Source organism: Herbinix hemicellulosilytica (assembly GCF_002904165.1).
Taxonomy (GTDB): domain Bacteria; phylum Bacillota; class Clostridia; order Lachnospirales; family Lachnospiraceae; genus Mobilitalea; species Mobilitalea hemicellulosilytica.
The window spans coordinates 93,969-109,069 of record NZ_CVTD020000023.1 but is presented as its reverse complement, the minus strand read 5'-3'; the positions used below and the strand labels follow the sequence as shown (position 1 = coordinate 109,069).

The window sequence follows — 15,101 nt, the reverse complement described above, 5'->3', positions numbered from 1 at the left end:
TGAAGTGCAACCCATTATAATAGGAAGAAATTTTTACTTCCGTATTTTGAAGATCCAATAGGAGGTTTTGTTTAATGGCTAAGAAAGTAGCACCAGCAAAAAAAGGGACTAAGAAGCGTGTCAAAAAGAACATAGAACGTGGACAGGCACACATTCAGTCATCTTTTAATAATACAATTGTTACGCTGACCGATATGGAAGGTAATACTATTTCTTGGGCAAGTGCCGGTGGATTAGGCTTCAGAGGCTCAAGAAAGTCGACTCCTTATGCCGCTCAGATGGCAGCAGAGGCAGCCGCAAAGGCAGCGTTAGTACATGGTTTAAAATCAGTAGAAGTTATGGTTAAAGGCCCCGGTTCAGGCAGAGAAGCTGCAATCCGTGCTATTCAGGCATGCGGAATAGAAGTAACAAGTATTAAAGACGTAACACCGGTTCCACATAACGGATGTCGTCCACCAAAACGCAGAAGAGTCTGATAGGAGGTAGAAGAAAATGGCTAGATATATGGGTCCAGTTTTAAAAAGATGCAGAGCCCTTGGTTTGGAGCCGGCTTATCTGGGTTTAGATAAAAAATCAAACAGATCTTTCTCCAGAGCAGGAAAAAAGACCAGTGAATATGGACTGCAATTAAGAGAGAAGCAAAAAGCTAAATTTATATATGGCGTACTTGAAAGACAGTTTAGAAATACATTTGAAAAAGCTCAGAAAATGAAGGGCGGCACTGCAGGCGAGAACCTTTTGATTTTACTGGAACTTAGATTAGATAATGTACTTTTCCGTTTAGGATTTGCCAGAACCAGAGATGAGGCAAGACAAATTGTAAGCCACAAGCATGTACTGGTTAACGGCAAATGCGTAAATATTCCGTCCTATACCGTTAAGGCCGGAGATGTTATTGAAATCAAAGAAAAGGCTAAACGTTCTCAGAGATATAAAGATATCTTAGAAGTGACCGCCGGAAGAACTGTTCCTGCTTGGCTGGAGGCAGACCAGGAGAATTTGACCGGAACGGTTAAGGAAATTCCTACAAGAGATCAAATCGATGTCCCGGTTAATGAAATGTTGATAGTAGAGTTGTATTCCAAATAATAAATTGGTTATATTTATTATTTGGAAAAATAATCAACTCAAATAACCCAGAAGGAGGGTCCTGTTGTGTTTGATTTTGAAAAACCCAGAATTGAGATTGTAGAAATTTCCGAAGATAAGAGATTTGGACGTTTTGTAGTAGAACCGTTAGAGAGAGGGTACGGCACAACTTTGGGCAATTCCCTTAGAAGAATTATGCTCTCTTCATTACCCGGAACTGCTGTAAGCCAAATTAAAATTGACGGAGTTGTTCATGAATTCAGTACAATTCCCGGAGTTAAGGAAGATGTTACTGAAATAATCATGAATTTAAAAGATCTGGCAATTAAAAATCACAGCGACAACAATGAGCCTAAAATAGCTTACATTGACGCTGAAGGCGAAGTAGTAGTTACAGCCGGGGATATTCAGGCTGACCCGGATATTGAAATTCTTAATCCGGACCATGTAATTGCTACTTTATGCGGCGGACCGGACAGCAGATTATACATGGAGCTTACGATAACAAACGGAAGAGGCTATGTCAGCGCTGAAAAGAACAAGAAGGATGATTTGCCTATCGGAGTTATACCGATTGATTCTATATACACACCCGTAGAACGTGTAAATATATCGGTAGAGAATACTCGTGTAGGACAGATTACCGACTATGACAAGCTGACCATAGATGTATATACAAACGGCACACTGGCTCCTGACGAAGCCCTTAGTTTGGCTGCCAAGGTATTAAGTGTTCATCTTGATTCCTTCATTGATTTGTCAGAGCACGCCAAGACTGCCGAGATAATGGTTGAAAAAGAAGATAACGAAAAAGAAAAAGTACTAGAGATGAGTATTGATGAACTTGAATTATCGGTTCGCTCATATAACTGCTTGAAGAGGGCTGGAATAAATACTGTAGAAGAACTTACGAACAGGACCGCCGAGGATATGATGAAAGTGAGAAACCTTGGGCGTAAGTCTTTGGAAGAGGTATTGTCGAAACTGCATGAACTCGGTTTATCCTTAAAACAGAGTGATGACTAGTTCGGCTTAAATGAATAGTTGCATAAGTAATTCAAAGGAGGGAAACACATGGCCGGTTACAGAAAGCTTGGCAGAACAACAAGCCAAAGAAAAGCTTTACTTAGAAACCAGGTTACCAATTTAATATATCATGGTAAAATCGTTACAACCGAAGCCAAGGCCAAAGAAGTTCGCAAAATAGCCGAACATTTAATTGCCCTTGCCGTTAAGGAAAGAGACAATTATGAAACAGTTACGGTTAAGGCTAAGGTTGCACGTAAAGATAAAGACGGCAAAAGAGTTAAGGAAGTAGTAAACGGTAAAAAGGTTACAGTATTTGACGAGGTAGAAAAGACAATTAAAAAGGATAATCCTTCCCGTCTTCATGCAAGAAGACAGATGTTGAAGTATCTTTATCCTGTAACCGTAGTACCTGAAGAAAAAGCAGGAAGAAAGAGAAATACTAAGGTTATCGATTTGTCTGAAAAGCTTTTCGATGAGATAGCACCTAAGTATGCGAACAGAAACGGCGGATACACAAGAATAGTTAAAATAGGCCCTCGTAAAGGCGATGCCGCAATGGAAGTATTGATTGAGTTAGTATAATTATTTATAGTATTTAAAATAATTAAGCATAATGATCTAGGGGACGTACAGCTTGTTGGTGAACGTCCTCTTTTTCAGTATATGCTCTTGACGTAAGATATACGCATAGTATATACTTCTTAGAAGTTGATTGTAAGATATAAAGAAAAGAGAGCGGGATAATTAAATCGGCACCGAATTTAACAGAAATGGGGATACAGTATGGATATGATTAAAACTCGTGACCTGACTTTTGAATATATAAGAAGAGACGAAGGCGGAAATGTTGAATCTATTAACAGAGCCATAGACGGAGTAAATTTGGATGTTAAAAAAGGGGATTTTATTGCTATTTTAGGAGCAAACGGCTCCGGAAAATCCACTCTTGCAAAGCATATTAATGCCTTACTGTATCCTACGGAAGGGGCCGTATGGGTAAACGGCTTAAATACAGCGGAGGAGAAAAATTTATTGGAGATTCGCAGATCTGCCGGTATGGTATTTCAGAATCCCGATAATCAGATAATTGCTACAGTTGTAGAAGAAGATGTGGGTTTTGGGCCGGAAAATCTGGGTATTCCTACGGAAGAAATATTAAAAAGGGTAGAAGAAAGCCTTAAGGCTGTAGGAATGTTTGAATACAGAAAGCAATCTCCGAATAAATTATCGGGAGGTCAGAAGCAAAGAGTAGCTATTGCAGGTATTATGGCTATGAAACCCCAGTGCATAGTGCTTGACGAACCTACAGCCATGTTGGACCCGGAAGGCCGTAAGGAAGTTATATCTACAGTTTGTAGTCTGAATAAGTTGGAAAAAATCACCGTTCTATTGATTACTCACCACATGGATGAGGTAATATATGCGGATAAGGTTTTTGTAATGGATCGGGGTAAAATTGTAATGCAGGGAACTCCGAGAGAAATATTTTCACGGGTTGACGAACTGAAAAAATACCGCCTTGACGTTCCACAAGTAACAGAATTGGCTTATGAATTGAAAAAAGAAGGCCTTGATATTCCTGACGGAGTTTTATCAATACAGGAACTGGTAGATGCCCTGTTGAGGCTGTACCCGTAATAAAAGCACCAGAGTTTTCATGTGATTAATAAGATAGCAGGTGATTATTTTGCAGATAATATTTGATAATGTTCATTATGTATACAGCAGTGGAACGAGTTTTGAAAAGCATGCTTTAAAAGGCATAAATCTTAAGATAAATAAAGGTGAATTTATCGGCCTTATAGGTCATACCGGCTCCGGAAAGTCAACCCTTATACAACATATGAACGGTCTTATTAAGGCTACCAGCGGGAAAATTTATTTTAACGGTGAAGATATATACGACAAAAATTTTGATATGCGTACCTTAAGAAGTAAAGTGGGACTGGTTTTTCAGTATCCTGAACACCAGCTTTTTGAAACCACCGTATATAAAGACGTAAGTTTCGGTCCCAAGAACTTAGGCCTTGATAAACTGGAAGTGGATCTTCGCACCTATGAAGCCTTAAAAATGGTCGGAATAGGTGATGATCTTATAGATGCGTCACCCTTTGAGCTTTCCGGCGGTCAAAAAAGAAGGGTGGCTATAGCAGGTATATTGGCTATGCAGCCAGAAGTATTGATTCTGGATGAACCTACGGCAGGCCTTGATCCCAGAGGCAGAGATGAAATACTTGATCAGATTGCAAAGCTTCATAAGGAGAAAAATATAACCGTAATACTGGTTACCCATAGCATGGAGGATGTGGCTAAATACGTAGACCGCATATTGGTTATGAATAACGGCAATCTGGTTATGGATGAGGAAAAAGTGAAGATATTTTCCCGGTATAAGGAGCTGGAAAAGATGCATTTGGCTGCACCTCAGGTTACCTATGTCGTGAATGCCCTTAAAGAAAAGGGAATACCAGTAAGTACGGATGTCACGACGGTGGATGAAGCAAAGAATGAGATATTAAAAGTATTTAAAGATAAAATACAGAAAATATAAAAATAATGTTGGGCTAAGAGATAATATTGTAATATATATAAGAGATATCTTGATATAAATAGTGCATATATGCATTTAATTAAGGATTTAAAAAAGATGCTTTAGTTGATGAGCGAAAGTTTTGTTAGAATGATTTGCTTAGTTTTTTCTCTTCATCTAAATTATACATTGGGTACAGGCCAGGGATTATTGCCTGATTGGTATAGTTATTTTTATAATAACAGATAGTAAATCGGCTTATTATACATTATAATATTACATTTTTACATCAGGTCAGTACCCTAAGAAAGTGAGAAGGATATGATACGAGATATTACAATTGGACAATACTACCCGGCAGATTCTGTTTTGCATCGGCTTGATCCGAGATTGAAACTAAGTGGTACCTTATTATTTATTATTTCTATATTTTTATTTGACACTTTTTACGGGTATATTGCTGTTACAGTTTTTCTGGTATCTGTTATAAAAATGTCCAAGGTACCCTTAAAATATATAATGCGAGGCTTAAAAGCAATAATTGTTATATTATTGTTTACAATGTTTTTTAATTTGTTTTTAACCCAGGGGGATGTACTTGTCAGGTTAGGTTTTTTGAAAATAACCAGGCAGGGCCTTTATTCGGCCATATTTATGGGAATCAGGCTTACTTATCTGATACTGGGATCGTCACTGATGACCTTTACCACAACGCCGAATCAGCTTACCGACGGCCTTGAGAAATTGCTGTCTCCCCTTCGCCGCATAAAAGTACCCGTACATGAGATTGCGATGATGATGTCTATAGCCCTTCGATTTATACCTATATTAATGGAAGAAACGGATAAAATCATGAAAGCCCAGATGGCAAGAGGAGCCGATTTTGAAACCGGCGGAGTTATTAAAAGGGCAAAAAGCCTTGTTCCGTTATTGGTTCCCCTGTTTGTTTCGGCCTTCAGAAGAGCTAATGACCTTGCCATGGCTATGGAGGCCAGATGTTATCATGGCGGTGACGGAAGAACCAAGATGAAGCCCTTGCGTTATCACCGTATAGATTATTTTGCATATTTAATTTTACTTATCTATATGACAATTGTTATTGCAATCAGCGTAATAGAAAACCGCCTGCCCTCATTTTTATAAGATTGTGACAGGCGGCAAATCTTTATTTTACGTAAATTGAATAGTGGTGTTTTATATGAAAAGAATTAAACTTGTAATTGCATACGACGGAACTAACTACAGCGGATGGCAGGTCCAGCCGGGAAAGACAACCATAGAAGGAGTAGTAAATAAAGCTTTATCGGAACTGCTTAATGAAGAGATTACGGTTATAGGAGCCAGCAGAACGGATGCAGGAGTGCATGCCAAAGGAAATGTGGCTGTATTCGATACCAATTCACCTATTCCACCGGAAAAAATATGCTATGCCGTAAACCGCTATCTTCCGTGGGATATAAGGGTTTTAAGCTCTATGGAAGTACCTGCCGATTTTCATCCCAGAAAAGTTAACAGCAAAAAAACCTATGAATATAAGATAATGAACAGGGAAATTGCAATTCCAACCGAAAGACTTTATTCGTATTTTATTTATTATAATATGGATATTAAGGCTATGCAGGAAGCAGCAAAATACTTAATAGGTGAACATGATTTTAAAAGTTTTTGCTCCGTAAAAACCCAGGTATCCGAGACGGTAAGAACCATATACAGTCTTAATGTTGACAAATACGGTGAAATGATTAAAATTACTGTTACCGGAAATGGGTTTTTGTATAATATGGTACGCATTATTGCGGGAACATTAATTGAAGTCGGAAGAGGCCTTAAAACTCCCGAAGATATGGACAAAATATTAAAAGGCCGAAACAGAAGGCTGGCAGGTCCTACCGCTCCTGCTCATGGACTGACATTAGTGGGCATAGAGTATGATATGGACGCTTTTTTGTTGGAGTGATTATATGAAAATTTTTGGTGTAGATCTCTATACAATTAATGACGTTACCATAATATTAAGACTGGTACTGGCCGTTTTGCTGGGCGGTATAATAGGATTTGAGAGAGGACGGTCCGGCCGTCCTGCAGGGCTGAGAACACACATACTGGTATGCTTGGGGTCTGCTCTTGCCATAATGACAAATCAATATATATATGAAAATTACGGAGTAAGTGATCCTGCCAGAATTGCAGCCCAAGTAGTATCCGGTATCGGTTTTTTGGGAGCAGGAACTATTCTTGTAACAGGAAGACATCAGGTGAAAGGTCTTACAACGGCTGCCGGTTTGTGGGCAACTGCATGTATGGGCCTTGCCGTAGGAATCGGGTTTTACAAAGCCGCTATAGTGACGTGCATTTTGATTTCTTTTGCAACCGTGATTTTACATAGGTTTGATAATTTCATGCTCTATAAATCAAAGATTATGGATATATACATGGAGTTTTCTGCAACGACCTCATTTTCTTCCATACTGGAAGCCTTAAAGAAAATGAATATAAGTATTGAGGCCGTCGAACTGGTAAAACCTACGTATAATACCAATACAACCGTAGCAGCTATCATGACAATTAAGCTGAAGCAAAAAAAGATGAAAATGGATGTATTATCAAATGTTTGTGCTATTGAGGGTGTGGAATTTGCAGAAGAAATATAATTTACGTAAGGAATTTACTTTTTTAGGAGCAATTGCTTTAATAATGAGATAAGTATTTTTGATTGCAAACTAATATATTCAAATTGGAATTTAAAGCTTCAATTTTCTAAGGGATGCTAAATTATCCTTGACACACCCGGTAACATGTAATATAATACAAAAATGTGACAAAGATAAATTCTTTTCCATAGCCCCGGGAAAAGTATTTATAGACGGATAAATATAAGAACGACAGTATATTTTTTGCTTTTCGCGACAGAGGGTTTCTGTTGCAATTTAAAGTGAAAATATGTTAGAGCATGTGAAAGCATGTAATAAGGAGGAAAAACCATGAAGACATTTATGGGTAGTCCGGCATCTATAGAGAAGAAGTGGTATGTAATCGATGCTTCAGGACACACATTGGGACGTCTCGCATCTGAGATAGCAAAAATATTAAGAGGCAAAAATAAACCTAATTATACACCTTATATTGACTCAGGTGATTATGTTATAGTTGTAAATGCAGATAAGATTAAAGTCACCGGTAAGAAAATGCAGCAAAAGATCTATTTCAGCCATTCCGGTCATATCGGCGGCGTAAAAGAAACAAGATTAGCCGATATGATGGCTAAGAAGCCGACAGAAGTGATCACCCTTGCAGTAAAGGGAATGCTTCCGAAGGGACCTTTGGGAAGAGCAATGATTAAAAAATTACATGTATATGCTGGACCTGAGCATCCTCACGCAGCTCAGAAACCGGAAGCATTAGAGATCAAGTATTAATAGGGAAGGTTGAAAGGAGGAAATTAGATTGACTAAGGTAAGATATTACGGAACCGGAAGAAGAAAAAGCAGTGTTGCTAGAGTATATTTATTTCCCGGTACCGGTAAAATTACTATAAATAAAAGAGATATGGATGAATATTTTGGACTGGAAACACTTAAGCTGATCGTTCGTCAACCTCTTCTGCTTACAGAAACCCAGGATAAGTTTGATGTTATGGTTAATGTTAGAGGCGGTGGCTTTACCGGTCAGGCTGGTGCAATCCGTCACGGTATTTCCAGAGCTTTATTACAGGCAGATGAAGATTATCGTCCTATCCTCAAGAAAGCAGGTTTCTTGACAAGAGATCCTCGTATGAAGGAGAGAAAGAAGTACGGCTTAAAGGCTGCAAGACGTGCACCTCAGTTCTCCAAGAGATAATTTGTTTGGAATTACAAGCAGTACTCAATTTTGCTTTATTATATACGGAAATTGCAAACGTCAGGCGAAGAAACGCCTGGCGTTTTTTGATGGCTTTTGCATCAGTTGTGGTTGAATTCTTTACTTGCTTTTACAAGACCGTTAATAATTTATATTTTTTATTATATATTGATTGAAGCCCTTAATATAAATTTTCTTCCTTGTGACATTGAAATGTTGTTGATGTAGGTGGGCTAATGGAAGGCATTTGCAGGCAAATGTATGGTTGAAAACAGTCTGGAAAGTAGATAAGATAGAGATAGGGAAGTCTGTAATATTTGAAAAAAAGTATAAGCGTAAATGAAAAAAATCTATAATATAAAGTTTTGTTAGGTTATAGGCTAATAATATTATTAAGCTATATTTCATAACAAGTAATATCTAGAATATGTCAATTATGTCGTAGATTAAATCTAGCAGGACTTAAGCATGATAAAATATGTAACTAACAAATATATACTTATATTTTTATTACAGGCGTATGCCGACTTACGCCGGTATCTATATATAAAGATTTAAAATCAAAAAAAGAGGTGTATTATGCCCAAACAAAATATCTATAAAATGAGCTTTTCAAAAGTTTATCCGCTATATATTGCTAAGGCGGAAAAAAAGGGGCGTACTAAATCGGAAGTAGATGAAATTATTCGCTGGTTGACAGGTTATAGCCAGAGTGAGTTGGAATCTCAGTTAGAAAAACAGGTAGATGTTGAGACTTTCTTTAAAGAAGCCCCAGAATTGAATCCTTTACGTGTTTTAATTAAAGGGGTAATTTGCGGCGTTCGGGTGGAGGATATTGAAGATCCAACTATGCAGAACATTCGATATTTGGACAAATTAATCGATGAGTTGGCGAAAGGAAAAACGATGGAAAAAATTTTACGAAAATAATATGCAGGAAACTTTTAACGTGCCATAAGTATAATGAAATATAAATAATTTGTGTGACAAATGCTTTAGTAAAAATTGTTGCAACCTAAAAATTATAATTTTAAAGGGGGATACTTATGGCTGTTAAAGTAAATATTGACGCAGGCCACGGCAGCAATACGGCAGGCAAACGAACCCCGCCTTTTCCGTATGACGTGGTTATAAACGATAAAATTACTGTGAAAAAAGGAGAGCAATTTAGGGAACACATAGCCAGTGTGGGTGTTTCTTACTATCTGGAACAGGAACTTAAAAGACACGGATTTGAAACTACAAAGACCGGCTGGAATGATAGCAATGCCTTTGACGATCCCGATACATCAATAAGTGACAGACAGGCCGCCATAAAGAAGGCTAAGTGCGATTACAGTATCTCTGTCCATTTTAATGCCTACGGTGACGGCAAAGACTTTAACAGTGCCTCGGGAGTGGTTATATATTTCCATGATAAGTATCCGGGCCAGTCGAAAAAGATGGCAGAGACGGTGCTTAAGAACCTGATGGAAAATTCCGGCCAAAATAACAGGGGAGTATCTGCCAAGGCTTTGGGTATGTGCAACTGTAACAGCCTGGGCACTAAGGCTGCTATACTTATTGAGCTTGCTTTTATGACAAATTTAAGGGAAGCCGTTAGCATGATGGCCAACGAGGCATTTTGGAAAGAAAGTGCGAAAAAGATTTGCAAGGGAATTTGTGAATACACCGGTGTAAAATATAAACCTGACAATTATATGCCTGCAGAATCAGTTACGCCCGAATCCTCAAAAGCAGATATCCGCTGGGTACAGGAAAGACTGAATGTAGTACTGCCTCAAATCTATGATTATCCTGTTAAGGATATAATTCCTTTAAAAGTAGACGGAGTTTTCGGACCCAAAACCAGGATAGCGACTTTGCTATATTGGGATGCTTTGGGTTGGGGTAAACACATGAATGACGACGGTACCCGGGTTGGTAAGAGTACGAGGGAAGCGTTGGTGTCAGGCACTGTAAACAAATTGTGAACTTTCGTTCACAATTTGTTTACAGTGCCTGACACCATTAAATCCATCCGCCGTCAAGGCCTATGACCTGGCCGGTAAGATATTCGTTTTTTTCTGCGAGATAATATACCAAATCGGCAACTTCTTCCGGACGGCCGAGCCTGCCGGCAGGGATTTCATCACAAAGCACATTTAGTTCTTCGGCGTTTAAGAAATTATTCATATCGGTATCTATGGCTCCGCAGGCGATGGCATTTACCCTGATATTGCTGGGGGCCAGTTCTTTTGCCAGAGCTTTTGTAAAGGCGTTGATGCCGCCTTTTGATGCGGAATAGGCAACTTCACAGGAAGCACCTGCCAGTCCCCATACCGAGGATATATTTATGATACTCCCTTTCTTATTTCTTACCATATCGGGGATAGCCAGACGGCAGCAATTAAATACCGAAGTCAGGTTGGTTTTTATAATCTTGTCCCAGTCTTCGGGGCTCATATCCGTAAGAAGGCCGATGTAAGATATTCCGGCGTTGTTGACCAGCACGTCCAGAGGACCGAAATTTTCTTTAATAAGCAGAAATAATTCTCTTACTTTTTCATAGCAACCCATATCTCCCAAATAAGCCAAACATGAAACGGAGAAATTTTCTATATCGGATTTTGTACGGATCAGATCTTCTTCATTTTTAGACCCGTTTATTACAACATTATAACCTTCTTTGGCAAACTTAAGGGCAATGGCTTTTCCTATCCCACGGGAGGAGCCGGTTACTAAGACGGTTTTTCTTTTATCTGAAACAGGCATAAGATCACCTTTCATAATAGTAGATGTATTATATGATATTTTCGCTTGTTTTTAGTATATCATATCTTTTAACGCTTATAAAGCACAGTTGATTTAAGAAAGAGCTGTATGATAAAATAATCAGGGATGTGAGGTGTAAATATGAAAAAGAGTGCCGGGCGGATATTTTTTAAAGGATTTTTGTTATCCCTTATTTTTTTTGCTTTGTTTTTAGGAATCGGTATCCTAAGCTATCAAATTGTCATGGATTTTTTTAATATTGAAAATGAGGCAGTTGAGGTAGCAGAAATCATTACTTCCGATAAGAAACAGTCAATTATAACCGAAGCAAGACTGGATGATGTATCAAAACATCTGATTTTTTGTGTAGATGAGGATGACGGCAGCATAAAAAAATTGCTGTTGGAAATATTTAATTGTCATTCTAATAAAATGTATTATTTTACTATACCGATCAAAACCCGGTTTACTCTGTCTTCTTCATTACATAAGGAATTGGTTTTGGTTAAACCGTCAATTCCTCAATTTTTGAAACTTTCTGCCATAACGACTTATATTCAGGATGATACGGCATATGAATACAGCGTTTTGATGATTGAGGATTTGCTCGATATAAGCATCAGCTACTATTCCGTAGTGCCTCAGAGCATATATGATTCTGTTTTTACTACGGAAAAAATCGGACTAATAAAGGATAGTAACGATATATCGGATAAATATCCGAGAGAAATATTTTCTCAGGATTTTATTGAATTTTTAGGTACTATAAAAACGGAAAGCGAGTTACGAAAATATATCGAAGAAATTTACGGAAAGATAAAGTCAAACCTTAAATTTGAAGACAAGCTTAATTATATGGAAAGTTATCTTAATACTGCCGGAGAAAATATTTATTTTGAAGTAATAGCCGGAAAGGACAGTAACAGTGAGTATACTGTTGATAAAGAAGCAGCAAAAAAGCAAGTAGAAGCTTGCTTAGGTGAATAAAGCTGTAAGGAGCAGTATACCATAAAGAACAAGAAAGACCGCAATTTGGCATTTTATAGTGGTATATTGCTTATCTATTCCTGAAATTGAAGGATATTTTTTATGGCCTATAGTAGCTTTTTTTCTAAATTTTAATTTAATAAAATTAGAGGTAAAATATGGACAAGAGAAGAAATCATAGCAAAAAAGTCATATTATTAAGAAAAAACTTGACAATAACCGTAGGGGCAATATTAATGGCTTTGGCCGTAAACTTAATATTTGAACCGATGGGCCTTGTAACCGGAGGACTTGCCGGACTTGCTATCGTTGTAAAGGAAGTTACGAATTTTTTGTGGGAGGGCGGTATACCGATATGGTTATTTACCGTCTTATCCAATGTACCGCTTTTTCTTATAGCCATCCGCCTGCTGGGTATTAAAACCATGTTCAATGTTTTACTGGGTACTGCGGTATATGTTTTAACTATGATGGTCGTTCCGATATATAATTTTAAATTTGAAGATTTGCTGCTTGCCTCTTTGGTGGGCGGAGCCATATCCGGAGTAGGGCTGGGCATGGTTTTTTCTGCTTCGGCTTCTACCGGAGGGACCGATTTGCTTGCAACTATTATTCATGCATATAATAGGCATATTTCCACACCAATTATTTTAACTTTTATTGACGGAGCAATAATATTGCTCGGTGCTTTTGTGTTCGGCCTTGAAAATGCCCTGTATGCTATTATAGCGGTGTTTGTTTCAGCAAAAGTATCCGACGGTATAGTTGAAGGATTGAAATTCGCTAAAATGGCCTATATTATTTCAGACGAATATGAAAAAATAGCGGAAGCAATAATGACCGGTCTTGACCGTGGAGTAACAGGTTTAAGTTCTACAGGCATGTATTCAAATAAAGACAGAAAAATGCTGTTTTGTGTGGTTTCAAAAAAGGAAATTGTAAAAATAACTGAAATTGCAAAGAGTATAGATCCTAAATCGTTTATTATAGTAAATGATGTCAGGGAAGTAATGGGCGAAGGTTTTATAGAATATAGACAGTAATTAAATAAAAAAACCTTAGTATTCTCGGTAAATCTACTTATTTTATCTAATAATATACAAATTATACAAAAGGCAAAAATTGATTTTGTTAAATTGGGATATGGTTTAAGAATATTAAATAGTGTATCATACTTATATAACCTTGTACAAGAACATACGATTATATAGGAGGATAGGAAATGGCAAGTTTATCTTTAAGGAATGTAACCAAGCAATATCCTAACGGTGTAGTTGCTGTTAAAGATTTTAATTTGGAGATTGCTGATAGGGAGTTTGTTATTTTCGTAGGACCGTCAGGTTGTGGTAAGTCAACGACTTTACGTATGATTGCCGGCCTTGAAGAAATTACACAGGGTGAAATTTATATTGGTGATAAACTGGTTAACGATGTAGAACCGAAGGATAGAGATATTGCGATGGTTTTCCAGAACTATGCGTTGTATCCGCATATGTCAGTATATGACAATATGGCCTTTGGTCTTAAATTAAGAAAAGTACCTAAGGATCAGATTGATAAGCTTGTGCATGAAGCTGCTAAGATTCTTGATATTGAACACCTGCTTGATCGTAAACCTAAGGCTCTGTCCGGTGGTCAGAGACAGCGTGTAGCTATGGGTCGTGCTATCGTTCGTAATCCTAAGGTATTCCTGATGGATGAGCCGCTGTCCAACCTGGATGCTAAGCTGAGAGTTCAAATGCGTATTGAGATTTCCAAGCTGCATCAGAGACTGCAGACAACATTCATTTACGTTACCCATGACCAGACCGAAGCTATGACACTTGGTACCAAGATCGTTGTTATGAAAGATGGTATCATTCAACAGGTAGATTCACCTCAAAATCTGTACGACAAGCCTCAGAACCTGTTCGTTGCAGGCTTCATGGGTTCACCTCAGATGAACTTTATCGAGTCAACAATCGTTAAGCAGGAAAACGGTATTTATGCAGAATTCTGCGGTAATTATGTGAAAGTTCCTGAAGCTAAAGCCAAGAAACTGGTTGATAGCGGTTATGTGGATAAGAAAGTTATTATGGGTATTCGTCCTGAGGATATTCATGATGAAGAAATGTTCATAAGCAATTATCCTGATGCTGTAATTGAAGCTACCGTAAGAGTATACGAGCTTCTCGGTGCCGAAGTATTCTTATACTTCACTCTTGACGAGAATATTGAGATTACAGCTCGTGTAAATCCTCGTACATCCGCTAGACCTAACGATACATTGAAGATTGCATTTGATATGAACAAGGCACACTTCTTTGATAAAGATACAGAAATGGTAATTACAAACTAATAAAATCAGTAATTAAAGGGAACACTTCGGTGTTCCCTTATTTATGTAATAGCATATCATCTTTAAAGCTATAGATTAATAAATACAGGTAAGCTATTTTATTTATGATTGTCGGCATAGTTGTAAGAAATGTTTTGATAGATATTACGCAAGTATATTGGTGCTTTCTATAAATTATAAAATGAATGGAAATCAATTATGCTTGGATGAAGAGTTTCTGCATAGGAACTCTTTTTGTGAATTTTGATGTATTATAAAAAAATAATATGAATATTAATTTATGAAAATTAAGAAAAAAAAATACTTATGTGCTTTGGCTAAAACACGGTAAGCCCGTATATGAAAACAGTCTGTATTAGATTTTGTATAAGATAATAAGATATTAGTTTAATAAATAAACAAATTGTATTTTATAATGATTTGACAGTATTGTACGAAATAATTTATGTAATTTTAATAAAAATAGTTTACTTTCTACGAACAAAATGATAAAATGGGACTAGTATCTATGAATTTTAAGTGAAAATAGAAATATAA

At 37.4% G+C, this 15,101-nt stretch carries 17 protein-coding genes; 16 read left to right on the top strand and 1 reads right to left on the bottom strand.

Features of this window, described 5'->3' with window-relative positions; translation table 11 throughout:
• Positions 1 to 74: 74 nt before the first annotated feature.
• From rpsK to HHT355_RS10010, 13 genes are all read left to right on the top strand, one after another.
• Complete coding sequence (gene rpsK / locus HHT355_RS10070; RefSeq protein ID WP_103203321.1) at positions 75 to 476, top strand: 30S ribosomal protein S11; 402 nt, start codon at positions 75 to 77, stop codon at positions 474 to 476.
• Positions 477 to 492: 16 nt separating this feature from the next.
• The gene (gene rpsD / locus HHT355_RS10065; RefSeq protein WP_103203320.1) at positions 493 to 1,089 is read left to right on the top strand and encodes a 30S ribosomal protein S4; all 597 of its coding nucleotides are present in this window, start codon (positions 493 to 495) and stop codon (positions 1,087 to 1,089) included.
• A 66-nt stretch (positions 1,090 to 1,155) separates the two neighbouring features.
• On the top strand, positions 1,156 to 2,115 hold the full coding sequence (locus tag HHT355_RS10060; RefSeq protein ID WP_103203319.1) for a DNA-directed RNA polymerase subunit alpha: 960 nt from the start codon (positions 1,156 to 1,158) through the stop codon (positions 2,113 to 2,115).
• Between the two features lie 48 nt (positions 2,116 to 2,163).
• Complete coding sequence (locus tag HHT355_RS10055) at positions 2,164 to 2,700, top strand: bL17 family ribosomal protein (protein WP_103203318.1); 537 nt, start codon at positions 2,164 to 2,166, stop codon at positions 2,698 to 2,700.
• 201 nt (positions 2,701 to 2,901) lie between these two features.
• Entirely contained in the window at positions 2,902 to 3,756 is an 855-nt protein-coding gene (locus tag HHT355_RS10050) for an energy-coupling factor transporter ATPase (protein WP_103203317.1), read from the top strand.
• Between the two features lie 49 nt (positions 3,757 to 3,805).
• Positions 3,806 to 4,669, top strand: coding sequence for an energy-coupling factor transporter ATPase (locus HHT355_RS10045; RefSeq protein ID WP_103203316.1), 864 nt, complete (start codon positions 3,806 to 3,808; stop codon positions 4,667 to 4,669).
• 300 nt (positions 4,670 to 4,969) lie between these two features.
• Positions 4,970 to 5,791, top strand: coding sequence for an energy-coupling factor transporter transmembrane component T family protein (locus tag HHT355_RS10040; RefSeq protein ID WP_103203315.1), 822 nt, complete (start codon positions 4,970 to 4,972; stop codon positions 5,789 to 5,791).
• 55 nt (positions 5,792 to 5,846) lie between these two features.
• Entirely contained in the window at positions 5,847 to 6,605 is a 759-nt protein-coding gene (gene truA, locus HHT355_RS10035; protein ID WP_103203314.1) for a tRNA pseudouridine(38-40) synthase TruA, read from the top strand.
• A 4-nt stretch (positions 6,606 to 6,609) separates the two neighbouring features.
• Complete coding sequence (locus tag HHT355_RS10030; protein ID WP_158245955.1) at positions 6,610 to 7,299, top strand: MgtC/SapB family protein; 690 nt, start codon at positions 6,610 to 6,612, stop codon at positions 7,297 to 7,299.
• A gap of 330 nt (positions 7,300 to 7,629) precedes the next feature.
• Positions 7,630 to 8,064, top strand: a complete 435-nt coding sequence (gene rplM, locus HHT355_RS10025; protein WP_103203312.1) for a 50S ribosomal protein L13 — start codon at positions 7,630 to 7,632, stop codon at positions 8,062 to 8,064.
• A gap of 28 nt (positions 8,065 to 8,092) precedes the next feature.
• The gene (gene rpsI, locus HHT355_RS10020; RefSeq protein ID WP_103203311.1) at positions 8,093 to 8,485 is read left to right on the top strand and encodes a 30S ribosomal protein S9; all 393 of its coding nucleotides are present in this window, start codon (positions 8,093 to 8,095) and stop codon (positions 8,483 to 8,485) included.
• Between the two features lie 579 nt (positions 8,486 to 9,064).
• Positions 9,065 to 9,415: a DUF2200 domain-containing protein gene (locus tag HHT355_RS10015; RefSeq protein WP_103203310.1), complete on the top strand. Its 351-nt coding sequence runs from the start codon at positions 9,065 to 9,067 to the stop codon at positions 9,413 to 9,415.
• 116 nt (positions 9,416 to 9,531) lie between these two features.
• Positions 9,532 to 10,458 (top strand): N-acetylmuramoyl-L-alanine amidase, encoded by a 927-nt coding sequence (locus tag HHT355_RS10010; protein ID WP_103203309.1) that lies wholly within the window; start codon positions 9,532 to 9,534, stop codon positions 10,456 to 10,458.
• Between the two features lie 37 nt (positions 10,459 to 10,495).
• Here HHT355_RS10010 and ymfI read toward each other — a convergent pair whose 3' ends face one another.
• Positions 10,496 to 11,239, bottom strand: a complete 744-nt coding sequence (gene ymfI / locus HHT355_RS10005) for an elongation factor P 5-aminopentanone reductase (RefSeq protein WP_103203308.1) — start codon at positions 11,237 to 11,239, stop codon at positions 10,496 to 10,498.
• A gap of 141 nt (positions 11,240 to 11,380) precedes the next feature.
• On the opposite strand from ymfI, the gene HHT355_RS10000 reads away from it, so the two are divergent.
• The 3 genes from HHT355_RS10000 (at position 11,381) to HHT355_RS09990 (ending at position 14,564) form a co-directional block, all read left to right on the top strand.
• Complete coding sequence (locus HHT355_RS10000; RefSeq protein ID WP_103203307.1) at positions 11,381 to 12,226, top strand: hypothetical protein; 846 nt, start codon at positions 11,381 to 11,383, stop codon at positions 12,224 to 12,226.
• Positions 12,227 to 12,384: 158 nt separating this feature from the next.
• Positions 12,385 to 13,269 (top strand): YitT family protein, encoded by an 885-nt coding sequence (locus HHT355_RS09995; RefSeq protein WP_103203306.1) that lies wholly within the window; start codon positions 12,385 to 12,387, stop codon positions 13,267 to 13,269.
• A 179-nt stretch (positions 13,270 to 13,448) separates the two neighbouring features.
• Entirely contained in the window at positions 13,449 to 14,564 is a 1,116-nt protein-coding gene (locus HHT355_RS09990; RefSeq protein ID WP_103203305.1) for an ABC transporter ATP-binding protein, read from the top strand.
• The last annotated feature ends 537 nt before the right edge of the window (positions 14,565 to 15,101 follow it).